Origin of the sequence: Cycloclasticus sp. (assembly GCF_019090545.1) — a bacterium.
GTDB classification, from domain to species: domain Bacteria; phylum Pseudomonadota; class Gammaproteobacteria; order Methylococcales; family Cycloclasticaceae; genus Cycloclasticus; species Cycloclasticus pugetii.
Map to the genome: position 1 here is coordinate 1 of NZ_JAHRVT010000004.1, position 15,028 is coordinate 15,028.

General features: G+C 40.3%; 16 protein-coding genes. 1 reads left to right on the forward strand and 15 read right to left on the reverse strand.

The genetic code is table 11. The features are described from left to right. Positions 1 to 15 precede the first annotated feature (15 nt). A complete protein-coding gene (locus tag KUG63_RS00970; RefSeq protein WP_277642126.1) occupies positions 16 to 597 on the reverse strand; it encodes an SCO family protein in 582 nt (193 codons plus the stop codon). Beyond that, the gene (locus KUG63_RS00975) at positions 584 to 1,414 is read right to left on the reverse strand and encodes a cytochrome c oxidase assembly protein (RefSeq protein WP_015005868.1); all 831 of its coding nucleotides are present in this window, start codon (positions 1,412 to 1,414) and stop codon (positions 584 to 586) included. Before KUG63_RS00975 ends, KUG63_RS00970 begins: the two co-directional genes overlap by 14 nt. A 197-nt stretch (positions 1,415 to 1,611) precedes the next feature. Here KUG63_RS00975 and KUG63_RS00980 point away from each other — a divergent pair, with 197 nt between their 5' ends. Next, positions 1,612 to 2,208 (forward strand): Yip1 family protein, encoded by a 597-nt coding sequence (locus KUG63_RS00980; RefSeq protein WP_016390741.1) that lies wholly within the window; start codon positions 1,612 to 1,614, stop codon positions 2,206 to 2,208. A gap of 30 nt (positions 2,209 to 2,238) precedes the next feature. On the opposite strand, the gene lysS is transcribed toward KUG63_RS00980, so the two are convergent. The 13 genes from lysS to thrC form a co-directional block, all read right to left on the reverse strand. Then, positions 2,239 to 3,747, reverse strand: a complete 1,509-nt coding sequence (gene lysS / locus KUG63_RS00985) for a lysine--tRNA ligase (RefSeq protein ID WP_287553676.1) — start codon at positions 3,745 to 3,747, stop codon at positions 2,239 to 2,241. 3 nt (positions 3,748 to 3,750) lie between these two features. After that, positions 3,751 to 4,849 (reverse strand): peptide chain release factor 2 gene (prfB, locus tag KUG63_RS00990; RefSeq protein WP_096910748.1). Its coding sequence is split into 2 segments (ribosomal slippage): positions 3,751 to 4,773 and positions 4,775 to 4,849, totalling 1,098 coding nucleotides; the frame shifts between segments, so codons are not numbered across the junction. Between the two features lie 21 nt (positions 4,850 to 4,870). Next, the gene (gene sufU, locus KUG63_RS00995; protein WP_287553679.1) at positions 4,871 to 5,317 is read right to left on the reverse strand and encodes a Fe-S cluster assembly sulfur transfer protein SufU; all 447 of its coding nucleotides are present in this window, start codon (positions 5,315 to 5,317) and stop codon (positions 4,871 to 4,873) included. Further along, positions 5,317 to 6,558 carry an aminotransferase class V-fold PLP-dependent enzyme gene (locus KUG63_RS01000; RefSeq protein ID WP_287553681.1) on the reverse strand — a complete coding sequence of 414 codons (1,242 nt, stop codon included), beginning with the start codon at positions 6,556 to 6,558 and terminating at the stop codon, positions 5,317 to 5,319. The genes sufU and KUG63_RS01000 overlap by 1 nt, the downstream gene beginning before the upstream one ends. Then, positions 6,555 to 7,886: a Fe-S cluster assembly protein SufD gene (gene sufD, locus KUG63_RS01005; RefSeq protein WP_020932676.1), complete on the reverse strand. Its 1,332-nt coding sequence runs from the start codon at positions 7,884 to 7,886 to the stop codon at positions 6,555 to 6,557. The genes KUG63_RS01000 and sufD overlap by 4 nt, the downstream gene beginning before the upstream one ends. Before the next feature lie 2 nt (positions 7,887 to 7,888). Then, positions 7,889 to 8,641, reverse strand: a complete 753-nt coding sequence (sufC, locus tag KUG63_RS01010; protein ID WP_015005861.1) for a Fe-S cluster assembly ATPase SufC — start codon at positions 8,639 to 8,641, stop codon at positions 7,889 to 7,891. Positions 8,642 to 8,668: 27 nt separating this feature from the next. Continuing rightward, entirely contained in the window at positions 8,669 to 10,117 is a 1,449-nt protein-coding gene (gene sufB / locus KUG63_RS01015) for a Fe-S cluster assembly protein SufB (protein WP_015005860.1), read from the reverse strand. After that, a complete protein-coding gene (locus KUG63_RS01020; RefSeq protein ID WP_015005859.1) occupies positions 10,118 to 10,588 on the reverse strand; it encodes an SUF system Fe-S cluster assembly regulator in 471 nt (156 codons plus the stop codon). Between the two features lie 164 nt (positions 10,589 to 10,752). Further along, a complete protein-coding gene (locus tag KUG63_RS01025; protein WP_015005858.1) occupies positions 10,753 to 10,974 on the reverse strand; it encodes an RNA-binding S4 domain-containing protein in 222 nt (73 codons plus the stop codon). Positions 10,975 to 10,990: 16 nt separating this feature from the next. Next, entirely contained in the window at positions 10,991 to 11,698 is a 708-nt protein-coding gene (locus KUG63_RS01030; RefSeq protein WP_287553684.1) for a transglutaminase-like cysteine peptidase, read from the reverse strand. Then, positions 11,699 to 11,998: a 4a-hydroxytetrahydrobiopterin dehydratase gene (locus KUG63_RS01035; RefSeq protein WP_015005856.1), complete on the reverse strand. Its 300-nt coding sequence runs from the start codon at positions 11,996 to 11,998 to the stop codon at positions 11,699 to 11,701. Between the two features lie 111 nt (positions 11,999 to 12,109). Next, positions 12,110 to 13,870, reverse strand: coding sequence for a single-stranded-DNA-specific exonuclease RecJ (recJ, locus tag KUG63_RS01040; RefSeq protein WP_020932679.1), 1,761 nt, complete (start codon positions 13,868 to 13,870; stop codon positions 12,110 to 12,112). A 7-nt stretch (positions 13,871 to 13,877) separates the two neighbouring features. After that, complete coding sequence (gene thrC / locus KUG63_RS01045) at positions 13,878 to 15,020, reverse strand: threonine synthase (protein WP_287553687.1); 1,143 nt, start codon at positions 15,018 to 15,020, stop codon at positions 13,878 to 13,880. Between the last annotated feature and the right edge of the window lie 8 nt (positions 15,021 to 15,028).

The window sequence follows — 15,028 nt, forward strand, 5'->3', positions numbered from 1 at the left end:
AAAAAACTCGTTAATTTATAAATTAACGAGTTTTTTCACATCATAAATCATGTCTTCTGTCGTTGATGACTGAGTTGCTAATAACTTTGCCTCACCCTTTGAATCAAAAACAAAAACCGCTCCACTGTGCGAAACATCGTAATTGCCTTGGGCATCAGAATCACCATAACCAAACGTCACACGGTATTTTTTTGTCATTTCTTTAACCGCTGATTCATCGCCACGAAGCCCAATAAACGCTGGGCCAAAAATATCCGTATATTTTTTAAGTTTTTCTACCGTGTCGCGCTTAGGGTCAACCGAGACAAATAAAACTTTCATCGAAGAGCCCTCAGGGTCAACGTCGGCTAACACCTGTGATAGTTGGTGCATGGTCGTTGGACAGATTCCTGGACAATTGGTAAAACCAAAAAATAACGCTACTGTGTAACCATGGTAATCACTTGCTGTCACCACCTTATTATCCTCATCAATAAGTTCAAAACTAAGGTCTGGTATTAAACCACTGACATTAGTTAAACGTGTCGGCTCGTCTTCAGCACATGCTGATAATGTGATAAGGATAGCTATAGCGGCAATGGACTTAATTTTTTTCATAATTTTCATTTTTTTGATAATTCAAACGGCGACGTAATACTAAAACAAGCCCTAAAACACTCATCATGCTAGCTGGAATCCACGTAATAATACCACCATAAATTTGATCAGCTATAGGGCTAATGGGCCATGCACGGCCACACACATCATATACATCATAAATAACATCGGTACTAAAGGTTAAATAAGCCCCTAATAATTGTTGAGGAACAACAACGACGAACATCATGATGATACGCGTTTTAAACCCCTTCCCTTCCCCACGCCATTCGGGGCCTAATACCAACCACCAAAATAAAAAGCCATCAAGAAGCATCGACCAGTTCATTACATAATACAACTTCTTACTGAGCATCGCTATAAAGTGAATGTCGGGTATTAGCCACAAATAAATTAAACCAACAAACAAAATAGGGGCTAACACAGGGTGTTGAATAAGGTGGTATAGACGCTCACAAGGCCACCTAATAAGTGTTGGCACAGACGACCAGCACGGCCAGTAATTCGGCAAGCCTTTACGCACAATTTCCACAGCACCCAGAACCATTAACATGGGTGCTAAATGATGCAAAACTAAATGCTGGAAACGATGCACCCAAAACATATACTGAGACAGGTAATCAATGTAGGTATGAGAAACAATATATATTGAGAACAAACCAATATAAAAACTGACTGCCTGCCAATACGTTTTAGCCGTTCTATCCACCCTCTTAATCGCCATAAAACCACGCGTATATAACCAAAAGAGCAATAAGAATGACACCATTAAGACAGGTGAAAACTCCCATGGTTTAAGGAAATCAAGTAAATGCATTGAAATGAATATTGTAAAAAAGCAAGATTATAACAAAGGTGTTACCCGGTACTGCATTAGCTTCATAAATATTCATTGCACAACAATTAAATTAATAATGATCTAGATCAAGAAAGTATTAATATTTAGAGATAGAGACTTAGATTAGTTCATACTTATTACTGAGATATCAGCCAATAATTTAAAAAGGAATTCAAATGATACTTAAACACCTTACCGGTAAATTCATACGATCAGATAAAGAATGGATTAAGATCCGTGATAGAAAAATCAGTATTGCTGAGTGCTTTTATAAATATATCCTTTTATTGACAGCAATCCCTGCAGTATCTGCTTTTATTGGTGCTGCAGTAATTGGCTGGGATATTGGCGACAGAAATTTTAGATTCACTTATCAAAGCACCATTCCACTTGCCGTCGCTTTCTATTTGGCTTGCATAATTGGCACCGCGATTATAGGTAAAGCAATCCATTGGATGGCAGCTACATATGGGGCAAGTAAAGATCTATCGACCTGTATGTTATTAAGCATTACGATACTTTCACCTTTCTTCCTGAGTGGTATTTTTGCCAGCGCACCCATCCCTTGGCTTATTTTTATTATGGGGCTTATCGCCATTGCTTATGCCGTTTATCTTTTATACACCGGCATTCCCATTGTAATGGGTATTAATCAAGAAAGAGGTTTTCTATTTGCCAGTGCTGTCCTTACTATCGGTTTAGTAACCATCGTTGGAATTTTAGTTGCGACAGTTAGTCTTTGGGCAATGGGCCTAGCACCAATCCATGCCTAAGAAATACACCTTAGAAATCGAGTAAAACGGTTAGTTTTCTAATTTCATATGAGGGAATAAAATTACATCCCTGATTGAAGCCGAATCAGTTAAAAACATAACCAAACGGTCTATACCAATTCCTTCACCTGCGGTTGGGGGCATACCCACTTCAAGTGCACGAATATAATCTGCGTCATAATGCATAGCCTCATCATCACCTGCTTCCTTGTCTTCTACTTGCTGTTTAAAACGTTCAGCTTGGTCTTCTGAATCATTAAGCTCTGAAAAGCCATTAGCTACTTCACGCCCGCCAACAAAAAACTCGAACCGATCGGTTACAAACGGGTCTTTGTCGCTTCTACGGGCAAGCGGTGACACTTCTGTTGGGTACTCAGTAATAAACGTTGGTTCATGAAGCTTCTCTTCAACCGTTTTTTCAAATATCTCAATTTGAATTTTCCCTAGTCCATAACTGTCTTCAACTGGAATTTTTAAGCGTTTAGTCACTTCTAATGCAGCTTCTTTTGTTGCCAAGTTTCCCCGAGTTATATCGTTGTTATAATGCAAAATAGACTCAATAACCGACATACGCCTAAAAGGCTTACCTAAGTCATAATCCTCACCTTGATAATGAACGATATTTGTTCCAAGAACACGTTCAGTCAGTGAACGAAGCATATCTTCAGTTAAATCCATCATATCTTTGTAATCTGAAAACGCCTGATAAAACTCAAGCATTGTAAACTCAGGATTATGACGTGTTGAAAGTCCCTCATTTCTGAAGCTACGATTAATCTCAAAAACTCGTTCAAAACCACCAACGACTAAGCGTTTTAGATACAATTCAGGGGCAATACGTAAAAACAACTCCATATCCAAGGCATTGTGATGTGTTGCAAATGGTTTAGCCGTTGCACCACCTGGAATGACATGCATCATTGGGGTTTCAACTTCCATAAAGTTATGATCAACGAGGTATTGACGAATATAGCTAACCACTTTACTACGTGTTTGAAATACCTTTCGTGACTCTTCGTTCATAATCAAGTCAACATACCGCTGGCGATAACGTTGTTCTTGATCTGTGAGCCCATGAAATTTTTCAGGTAAGGGCTGTAAAGACTTTGTTAGCAATCTAATTGATGCAACGCGAACTGATAACTCACCCGTTTTGGTTTTAAATAAAACGCCTTCAACCGCTAGAATGTCACCGATATCCCAACTTTTAAATGTTTGATAATGCCCTTCAGGCAGGCTGTCTCGTTGAACGAATAGTTGCATACGCCCAGTCATATCTTGTATGTGAGCAAAGCTCGCTTTACCCATAACGCGTTTACCCATTAAGCGGCCAGCTAAAGAAACGTTAACTGCTTTAGTTTCTAATGTTTCTTTATCAAATTGATCATAGTCGGCTTGTAAGCTTTCAGCATAGTGTTGGCGCTTAAAATCATTAGGGTAAGCATTGCCTGATTTTTTTATCTCAGCGAGTTTTTCACGACGAACCGCAATTAATTTATTCTCATCGTGCTCTGGGTTATTGTTCTTTTGTTCACTCATCACTTAAATTCCACTTTTTAGACTGGCTTCAATAAATTGGTCTAACGACCCATCGAGGACTGCTTGTGTATTGCCAGTTTCGACACCTGTACGTAAATCTTTAATTCTTGATTGGTCTAATACATAAGACCTAATCTGGCTTCCCCAGCCAATATCTGATTTGCTTTCTTCTTGCTCTTGTTGATCAGCCATTTTCTTTTGCATTTCTAGCTCATACAGCTTAGCTTTTAATTGCTTCATTGCTGTGGCTTTATTTTTATGCTGCGATCGATCATTTTGACATTGAACAACCGTATTGGTCGGTTCATGTGTAATGCGCACAGCAGACTCTGTTTTGTTAACATGCTGCCCACCTGCCCCACTGGCCCTATACACATCAATTCTCAAATCAGCTGGATTGATATCAATATCAATATCATCATCAATTTCTGGTGATACAAAAACAGCAGCAAAAGATGTATGACGACGGTTACCTGAATCAAATGGTGATTTCCGCACTAATCGATGCACACCAATTTCAGTTTTTAACCAACCGAATACATAATCTCCTTGAATAGACACTGTTGCACTTTTAATACCGGCCACATCACCAGCTGAAATCTCGATGATATCTGTCTTAAAATCATGTTGCTCCGCCCACCGCAGGTACATACGCAAAATCATTTCAGCCCAATCTTGGGCCTCTGTGCCACCTGAGCCTGCTTGAATATCTAAGAAAGCATTATTTGCATCCATCTCACCTGCAAACATGCGTTGAAATTCAAGTGCCGCTACTTTTTTTTCAAAAGATAATAAGTCTTCTTCTATTGTCGCGACTGTCTCATCATCATCTTCGTCAACAGCCATTTCCAACAGATCACTTGCATCTGCTAACGCGCTAGTTAATTCATTAATAGTATTGACAACAAGTTCTAGTTGACCACGTTCCTTACCCAATGTTTGTGCTCGATCAGGATCATTCCATACGTCAGGGTCTTCTAATTCGCGTAAAACCTCGGTTAAACGCTCGTCTTTTGTTTCGAAGTCAAAGGTACCCCCTAAGCGATAAAGTACGCTCTTTTAGGTCACTAATCTTATTAATGATTGGGTTAAGCTCACGCATGGCAAAAGTTACTAAAGGTGGTTATTCGGTTGTTACCGGTTCTTCTGACCCTTGTAACAAAGCATCTAACGTATGCCATGGTAATGTTGCACATTTAACACGTGCAGGATATTCACAGACACCTGCTAATACGGCTAGTTTTCCAAGCTCGTCCATTTCAACATGCTCACCCGTTGCCATTTTATGGAACAATGAAAATAGGTGTTGAGCTTCTTCTTCGGTCTGCCCTCTAACGATATCTGTCATCAATGATGCTGAGGCTGTTGAAATTGCGCAACCTTGACCCTGAAAGCTAGCATCACTAATTTTACCGTCTGAAAATTTTATAAAAAGCGTTAATCGGTCTCCACATAATGGATTAAAGCCGTCTATTTGACGATCTGCATCGTCCATCGCGCGGAAATTTCTTGGGTTTCTATTATGATCAAAAATAACTTCTTGATATAGATCTCTTAAATCATCCAACATTAGCCAAACATCTCTATTAAGTTTTCAATTCCAGCCATCAAAGCATCGACTTCTTGATGCGTATTATACATTGCAAATGAAGCTCTCGCAGTGGCAGGCACTCCAAAAAAATCCATCACAGGCATTGCACAATGATGCCCTGCTCTAACTGCAATACCTTGATGATCCATCATCGTACCAATATCATGCGGGTGGATACCGTCTAAAACGAACGACATAATCGCTCCTTTTTCTTTAGCCGTACCAATAACTCTTAATTTATCAATGCGTTTAGCTTGTGCTACAGCATAGTTTAATAATGCATTTTCATGCGCCGCTATCTCATCAACCCCAATGCTGTTTACATAGTCTATTGCTGCGCCTAAACCAATCGTTCCAGCAATGTTTGGTGTTCCCGCTTCAAACTTATACGGTACTTTGTTATAGACCGTCTTATCAAATGTAACAACACTGATCATGTCACCACCACCTTGATAAGGCGCCATTTGTTCAAGTTGCTCCATTTTTCCATACAGAGCACCAATACCGGTTGGTGCGTACAATTTATGCCCAGAAAACACATAAAATTCACAATCAAGCGCCTGCACATCAACTGAAATATGAGGAATTGCTTGAGCGCCATCCACAAGAACAGGAACATCATGCTGATGAAGCTGGTCGATTAGTTGCTTAATTGGGTTAATTGTTCCCAACGCATTGGACATGTGCGATATAGCCGCAAACTTAATTTTGTTGCTTATCAATGCTTCAAACTCTTCCAGCATCAGCTCACCATGCTCATTAATTGGTGCCACCTTTAAGCTAGCCCCTGTTTTTTTGCATAACATCTGCCAAGGAACAATATTGGAATGGTGCTCCATCGCGGTGATCAATATTTCATCGCCTTGTTTAATTGTTTCTGCTAAGCCATTGGCGACTAAGTTAATAGCTTCTGTCGCCCCACGGGTAAAAACAATTTCTTTTTCTGATGCTGCATTCAAAAACTGTTGAACAGTTTTACGCGCATTCTCATACGATAAAGTAGCCCGTTCACTTAATGTATGAACACCTCGATGGATATTAGCATTATCGTTTTCATAATAGTTAACGATACTATCTATCACCTGCTTAGGTTTTTGGCTTGTCGCTGCATTATCAAGGTATACCAATGGTTTACCCCGAACTTGCTGATCTAAGACAGGAAAGTCCTGACGGATTTTATCAACATCATACGCGGCTAAATTTTCTACTGATTGATTCATAACCACTCTTTTTTCATACCGGCCTGTGGGAAGCGTTTAAGCAAGTTTGCTAACAAGGCCATTCTTAATGGTTCAAAACTAACTCGCTCAATCATTTCGTTGGCAAACGCGAAGGTCAACATATTTTTTGCAGTTTGGTTGTCAACGCCCCTAGACTGCAAATAGAAAACAGCTGCATCATCAAGCTGACCAACCGTTACACCATGAGCACATTTAACGTCATCAGCATAAATTTCCAATTGTGGCTTGGTGTCAACTTCGGCACGATCGGATAACAATAAATTTCTGTTATTCATTGCTGCATCAGTTTTTTGAGCATCTTGCGCAACAATAATACGCCCTTGGAAAACACCCGTTGAATGGTCGCCTAAAATTCCTTTATAGAACTCATTACTAACAGCGTGCGGCTGTGCATGATTTAAGCGCGTATGTTGATCCATATGCTGACGATCTTGTCCAACATATAAACCATCCATAGTACAGTCAGAGGCTTCTCCTAGGGTTGCATGAGCCTCCGTGCGCGAGATACTTGCACCAAAAGTGTAACTGTTCTGATTAAATATTGCATTTTTCTCAAGCCGTGAATAAACACCACCAATATGATAGGCGCTTGTAGATTCAGATTGTAAACGATGGTGTGATAAGTTTGCATTCGGCTCAACAACCACTTCGCTGACAACGTTTGTAAGATAACAGCTGTCATCAACTGCATGATAGGTTTCAATGATTTGTGCTTTTGATGATGCTTGAGCAAGTATTAAGTTTCTTGTATTACTCAGTGTTAATGCGCCTTGTTTTGATGAGATAAACGCTACCTGAATAGGTTTATCGACCACCGTGTTTTCCTCAATACAAATCAACGCACCATCAGAAAAAAGAGCGGTATTAAAATTAATGAACCCTAACGCTGGTGTTTCTACTACAGAATCCAATAATGACTTAATAAGCGCTTCGTTATCGACTAGGCCATCACTCAAAGCGGAAACAATCACACCATTCGGTATATCCTTAAGCGAAGAAAGCTCAGCTTGATAAAAGCCGTCAACAAACACGATGTGATGGCAGTCATCTAACAAGACACTATCGACAAATGCAGAATCGACCTGTCCAGCGACATCGGGCAGTGTAAATTGATTCTTTTCTATCGGCGTAATATTCGTATATCGCCACTCTTCTTCACGAAACGTTGGAAAACCACTAGCAGAAAATTGCTCTGCCGCTTGTTTACGTAGATTAGCTAACCAATCAAACCCTTCACCAAGAAGCTGTTTTTTTTGATCTAGCACTAAGCCAGTGTAATGAGTATTTGGTAAATGCGTAACAGACATAATTAACTCGCTAATTTTTCGTCAACCCAAGCATAGCCTTGTTTTTCAAGTTCTAATGCTAGTTCTGGACCACCTGACTTAACGACTTGTCCATGAGCTAATACATGAACGTAATCAGGTTTAATATAATCTAGCAAACGCTGGTAATGAGTCACTAAAACAAATGAACGTTCAGGGTTACGTAGGCGGTTAACGCCTTTAGCAACGACTTGAAGCGCATCAATATCTAAACCAGAATCTGTTTCATCTAACAAACATAATGACGGCTCTAATACTGACATCTGAAGAATTTCATTACGCTTTTTCTCGCCGCCAGAGAACCCTTCATTAACGGCGCGGTATAGAAACTTTTCATCCATATCGAGCTCTTTCATTTTTCCCTTTACCATGGAAATGAAATCCATCGCATCAAGCTCTGGTAAGCCGTTAAATTTACGCACACCATTAAGTGCAGCCTTTAGGAAATAAATATTGCTCACACCTGGGACTTCAACCGGGTATTGAAAAGCCAGAAATACGCCTGCCCAAGCACGCTCTTCTACACTCATTTCAAACAAGTCTTTACCGTTAAATAATACACGGCCTTCGGTTATTTCATAGCCTTCTCGACCAGAGAGCACGTATGACAAGGTACTTTTACCAGAGCCATTTGGACCCATAATCGCATGTACTTCACCAGCGCCAATTTCTAAATTAATACCTTTAAGAATTTCTTTTCCTTCTACACTGACGTGTAAATTTTCAACCTTTAACATATCTTTATTCCTTAACTATTTTATTTATTAACCAACACTGCCTTCAAGACTAATGCCAAGTAGGGCCTGCGCTTCAACCGCAAACTCCATCGGTAATTCTTTAAACACTTCTTTACAAAATCCGTTCACAATCATCGAGACAGCATCTTCGGCAGAAATGCCTCGTTGCATGCAATAAAATAATTGGTCTTCACTGATCTTAGAGGTCGACGCCTCATGTTCGATGGTCGCAGTAGGGTTTTTTGTTTCTATATACGGAAAGGTGTGCGCGCCACATTGGTCACCCATTAACAACGAGTCACATTGTGTATAGTTTCGAGCATTTTCAGCACCTCGACCTACTTTAACAAGACCGCGATACGTATTTTGCCCATGCCCCGCCGAAATACCTTTTGAGATAATTGTACTACTCGTATTCTTTCCTTGGTGGATCATTTTTGTGCCGGTATCTGCTTGTTGGTAATTATTCGTCAACGCAACTGAATAAAACTCGCCAACAGAATTATCACCCTTCAAGATAACACTGGGGTATTTCCACGTAATCGCGGAACCTGTTTCAACTTGTGTCCAAGACACTTTGGCATTGTCTTCACGACAATCAGCGCGTTTTGTTACAAAATTATAAATACCACCAAGGCCGTTCTCATCACCCGGATACCAATTTTGAACAGTTGAATATTTAATTTCAGCATCTTTCAAAACCACCAATTCAACCACTGCTGCGTGCAATTGGTTTTCATCGCGCATAGGCGCTGTACAACCTTCTAGGTAACTGACATGGCTACCTTCATCTGCGACAATTAAGGTTCGCTCAAACTGTCCGGTATTAGCCGCATTAATTCTAAAGTAAGTAGACAGTTCCATTGGACAGCGAACGCCCTTAGGAATGTATACAAATGAGCCATCACTAAACACCGCAGCATTCAACGCTGCATAAAAATTATCATACTGTGAAACCACAGTGCCTAAGTACTGTTTAATCAACTCTGGGTGGTCTTTAACCGCTTCTGAGAATGAACAAAATATAACACCCGCTTCAGCTAGTTTATCTTTAAACGTGGTCGCGACAGATACACTATCGAACACAGCATCAACGGCCACACCGGCAAGACGCATTTGCTCTTCCAGTGGAATTCCTAATTTGTTATAGGTACTGATAAGTTCAGGGTCCACCTCATCTAAACTCTTAGGTCCATCTTCCATACTTTTTGGCGCTGAGTAATAGCTGATATCCTGAAAATCTATTTTAGGAAATTCAACAAACGCCCACTCGGGGTGTTCCATTGTTAGCCAATGTCGATATGCTTCTAATCGCCATTCCAGCAGAAACTCAGGCTCTTCCTTTTTTGCTGACAAGGCTCTGATAACATCTTCATTTAGGCCTGGCGGAAAAGAATCTGATTCAATATCCGTCACAAAACCATCTTTGTACGCTTGACCTATCCTATCTTTTAAATTTTCATTAGATGCTGACATCTAGCTCTCCACTTTTAAATCACTTGTTTTGACCATTTCTGGCACACTAAAATTAACTGTTTGCTGCCTAACCGGGGTAATCATATCTGCCAGACTAACCGCCTCAATAGCGGTATAGACGGCTCTGTTTATTAAATGCCAATTACCCTTAACTTCGCACGAGGCTTCCTGTTCACATAGACCTGAAATCGTACTGCATTCAGTCATACTAATTGGGCCTTCTATCGCGGTAATTATGTCAGCCACGTTTGTTTCACTGGGGGAGTTTACTAATGCGTAACCACCTTTAGATCCACGGTGAGAGACTAAAATGTTATTTTTTGTTAACAATTTAAGAATCTTACTCACGGTGGGTAACGCAACACCTGTTGCATTGGTTAAGTCAGAAGCAGCATGAAGCGCATCTGGATGATGAGCAATATGCGTCAAAATAACGCTCGCGTAATCTGTAAGTTTACTGACTCTTAACATAATAACCTCATATATAGGACTATTTTAGTACTATATAGGTTCAATGTACACCTAAAATCGTAAGTCTGAGCCAGTTATGCACCTAAAAACAACAAGCTAGCGCCCTGTTTTTTAATTATTGAAATCAGTTAAATCCTAAAACTAAACGTGCCAAATGATAAACCTTACGTTGCTGACCCTAATTTAATACGCAACGTTTCACCGGCAAATTCCACAACATCGCCAGAAACAATTTTTTTACGTTTCCTTGTTTCTATCTCACCATTTAACAAGACCAACCCTTCACTGATGACCAATTTTGCCTCGCCACCACTGGCAACCAGATTTTCAAACTTCAACACTTTATACAACTCTACTGGTTCCTTTGGAATTTCAACGTCAATCATAATTATTATTAACTCTTTATGGGCAAAATGTTTTTGCTTTATCGTCTGGCAAATCATAATACTGATACAAACAAATCATGGCAGGTTCATTTGAAGCCTCAACGTTCATACTTTGAAGCAATTCTTGCCACAGCCCCACTCGATCACTGCTCCCTGCATAGCGTGCCGTTGCATTACGTTTTGTAAGCCATAAACCATTTGCATTAAAACTATACACCGGTAGTAAATCATTACGCTGAGATGCCGGAAGTATTTTTGGGTTTAAATTATCCAGCACTAACGGTTCAGCATTTGGCTTGTTAAAATAACTTACAACCATGTGCGCCCTATTAATATCTAAGGCTTTGACATAGGTTAGACGAAGCTTCTCTTCTTCGACGCCCATCGCTGTTAAAGTAAAATACTTTGCAATTGATAGATCTTCACAATCACCGGCCTTAGTCACCAGAGTTTGTAACGGTGTTGCCCAATAGTCTTGCTTTCCCCAATGATAAATATCATCAACAAACTCAACTTTGTTAACAAAATCATTAACTGCATTCAATTTATCAATATCTGGCTTTTTAGCCCCTTGCTCTATCAGCGTTTTCCATGCCTCAACACGCTGTCGAGTTTCAGGGTTAATCCCATCTATTAAATGAGGGTTTTTCGGTGCACCAGCACAAGCTATTAGTAAATTAATAACTACTATGACGAAGAAATGTTTAAAAATAGCTTTCATCATTTAATGACTGAGTATTTCCATAGTTTTGGCTAACTCAAAATCTTTTTTTGATAGCCCGCCTACTTCATGTGTTATCAAATTCACATTAACTGTTTTATAAACATTAAACCACTCCGGATGATGACCTAGTTTCTCAGCATAAAGAGCCACCTTTGTCATAAAGCCAAACGCCTCGATAAAATTTGAGAAGGTAAATGTCTTAGCCAGCTTTCCACTCTTCAAGATCCAATGAACAGATGTAAGCTGATTTAAGAGGGCAAGCTCCCTGTCAATTTCTAACTTTGAATATTGTTCAACCATCTGATCCTCCGAATTTGTGATACATCATTAGCAAAAGATCTAAATATGATTCAAATAATTAGGAGCTAAACAAAGGCCGTTAATCATTTTCTTCTCTACTGCTAAACGCATTTAAAATTGCTTCACTTCTTCTAGATGCCTAACTAATAATTGCACCCTTGAGCGCCCCATATAGGTGTTAACATCTAATTGATAAGCAACAACCACCTCATTTAAACCAATAATACTGCCTGGATTATCTACATTAAAATAAATCGCGTCTATCACTCTGTTGTTACTTAACGTCTCAAAAGATAACTTCACGTGTTTTTGTGACAAAATTCGCGCTTGCTTTACCTTAAAACGACCAACAAAAACCGGTTCCGGAAAGTTTTGACCCCAAGGTCCAGCTTGTCGAAGTGTTTCAGCAAATGTTAAATTAATATCGTTATCAGGCACCTCTCCGTCTACTAATAACACATCATCAGGCAATTCATTATTAAGACGTTTTTTAACGGCTACATTAAATGCCTCGATAAATAGGCTTAAATTATTTTCATCAATCGTCATCCCTGCCGCCATTGCATGACCACCGAATTTTTTTAATAACCCAGGGTGTAAACTAGCCACATCGTCTAGCGTATCTCTTATGTGTAAACCGGGGATCGAACGTGCTGAGCCTTTTACATCTTCACCATCACCCTTTGCGAAAGCAATCACTGGTCGATTAAGTTTTTCTTTAATTCGCGATGCCAGTATACCTATCACACCTTGATGCCAGTATTCATCGAACAAACAAACACCCCATTGATCATGTTGATGCTGACTTGGTTTTAACGAAGCCAAAATCTTGTATGCATCTTGTTTCATATCCTCTTCAATTGAACGACGCTCTATATTCAACATGTCCAATTGCTCAGCCATATCGCGTGCCTCTTGTTCACTATCGGTGAGCAAGCATTGAATACCGAGAGACATATCATCAAGTCGCCCGGCGGCATTTAACCGTGGACCAATAGCAAAACCTAAATCACTAGAAACAACACGCTCTGGTTCACGCTTAGCAATATTAAGTAAGGCAATAATCCCTGGAACGCATTTTTTTGCTTGTATCCTAAGCAAGCCTTGATAGACCAATTTACGGTTAAGCTCATCTAGGGGTACCACATCTGCCACCGTACCAAGCGCTACAATATCGAGTAGGTTTGCAAGATTAGGCACTGGTTGCTTATCAAACACACCTTCAATTTTTAAGGCGGCTCTCAGTGCCAATAAAACATAAAAGATGACGCCAACACCCGCTAAGGATTTACTAGGAAACTCATCACCCTGTAGTTGTGGATTAACGATTGCATCTGCATTTGGTAGTGTTTTAGGTGGTAAATGATGATCGGTAACAATGACTTGGCAGCCTTTCTTGATAGCATGCGCAACCCCTTCCACACTAGAAATACCGTTATCTACCGTGATTAATAAATCTGGCTTTAACTCTAGTGCAACATCAACAATTTCAGGCGTTAGGCCATAACCAAATTTAAAGCGGTCGGGTACAACAAAGTCTAAATTAGTTGCACCCAACATCCGTAAACCTCTAATAGCTACCGCACACGAAGTGGCACCATCCGCATCAAAATCAGCCACAATGAGTATTTTTTGATCTGTTTTAATTGCCGTCTTAATAAGGCTGACAGCTTTATCAATACCTGAAAGGCGTTGATAATTCGGTAAGTTCTTTAATGTACGGTCAAGTTGTTGCTCATGGGTAACCCCACGATTTAAGTACACTTGCCGTAAAACAGGATGTAAATCTGGCAAAGCGTCTGAATCATGGCCAGTTGACTCACGATGTTTTATAACAATAGATGAGCTTGCTAATTCGGTTTCGCCCGCCATTACGGCATTATAACTTGTCTAAAATAGCCGCTTTAACAGCATCCAATGACGCCTCAATGGCGTTAGAATTTACCGCGCACTGCGCGATGGCCGTATCGGGGTCTTTCAGCCCATGTCCAGTTAAGGTACAAACAACCGTACTGCCCTCAGGGATTTTGCCGTTTTTTATATCACGAATAGCACCGCCAACTGAAGCAGCAGACGCGGGTTCACAGAAAATCCCTTCTTTTTCAGTGAGTAACTTTTGTGTTGCAAGAATTTCTTCATCAGTCAGCAAGTCAAACCAACCACCTGATTCCTTTTGTGCCGCCCACGCTTGATCCCAAGATTGTGGTCGCCCAATACGAATTGCTGTTGCTACTGTTTCTGGTTCATCAATCATTTCACCTTTTAAGAAAGGAGCTGCGCCAGCTGCTTGATAGCCCACCATCACAGGGCGCTTAGCGGTTGCATATTGTGTACGATCATATTCGCAATCACCTTCACAAAATGCACATGAATCGGTTACGTGCTCACCGGCTGGTTGTGCCATTTCACTATACCCAATCCAGTGAGCTGTAATGTTTCCAGCGTTACCGACGGGTAAACAATGATAATCTGGCGCTTTACCTAAGGCCTCAACAATTTCGTAGGAGGCAGTTTTTTGGCCTTGCAAACGATAAGGGTTAATAGAGTTAACAATGGTTACAGGCGCGTGCTCTGCAACCTCTTTAACCAATTGCATCCCATGATCAAAGTTACCTTTAATTTGTATTATTTCTGCGCCGTGAATCATTGCTTGCGCCAATTTACCTAACGCAATTTTTCCTTCAGGAATTAATACAAAGGCTTTAATACCTGCACGAGCAGCATAGGCCGCTGCTGATGCCGAGGTATTACCTGTAGATGCACAAATAATAGCCTTACTACCCTCTTCGACTGCTTTTGTTACCGCCATCGTCATGCCACGGTCTTTAAAAGAACCCGTTGGGTTCAAGCCTTCATACTTAACATAAATATCGACATTTTTACCAATCAACGCCGGAATATTCTGCAATTGAATAAGCGGCGTATTCCCTTCACCTAAACTAATCAAGCGTGTGCTGTCAGACACTGGCAACACAGTTTTAAATTTGTCTATTAGACCGATATAACGATTTCCTGTTGGCATAGTCATTC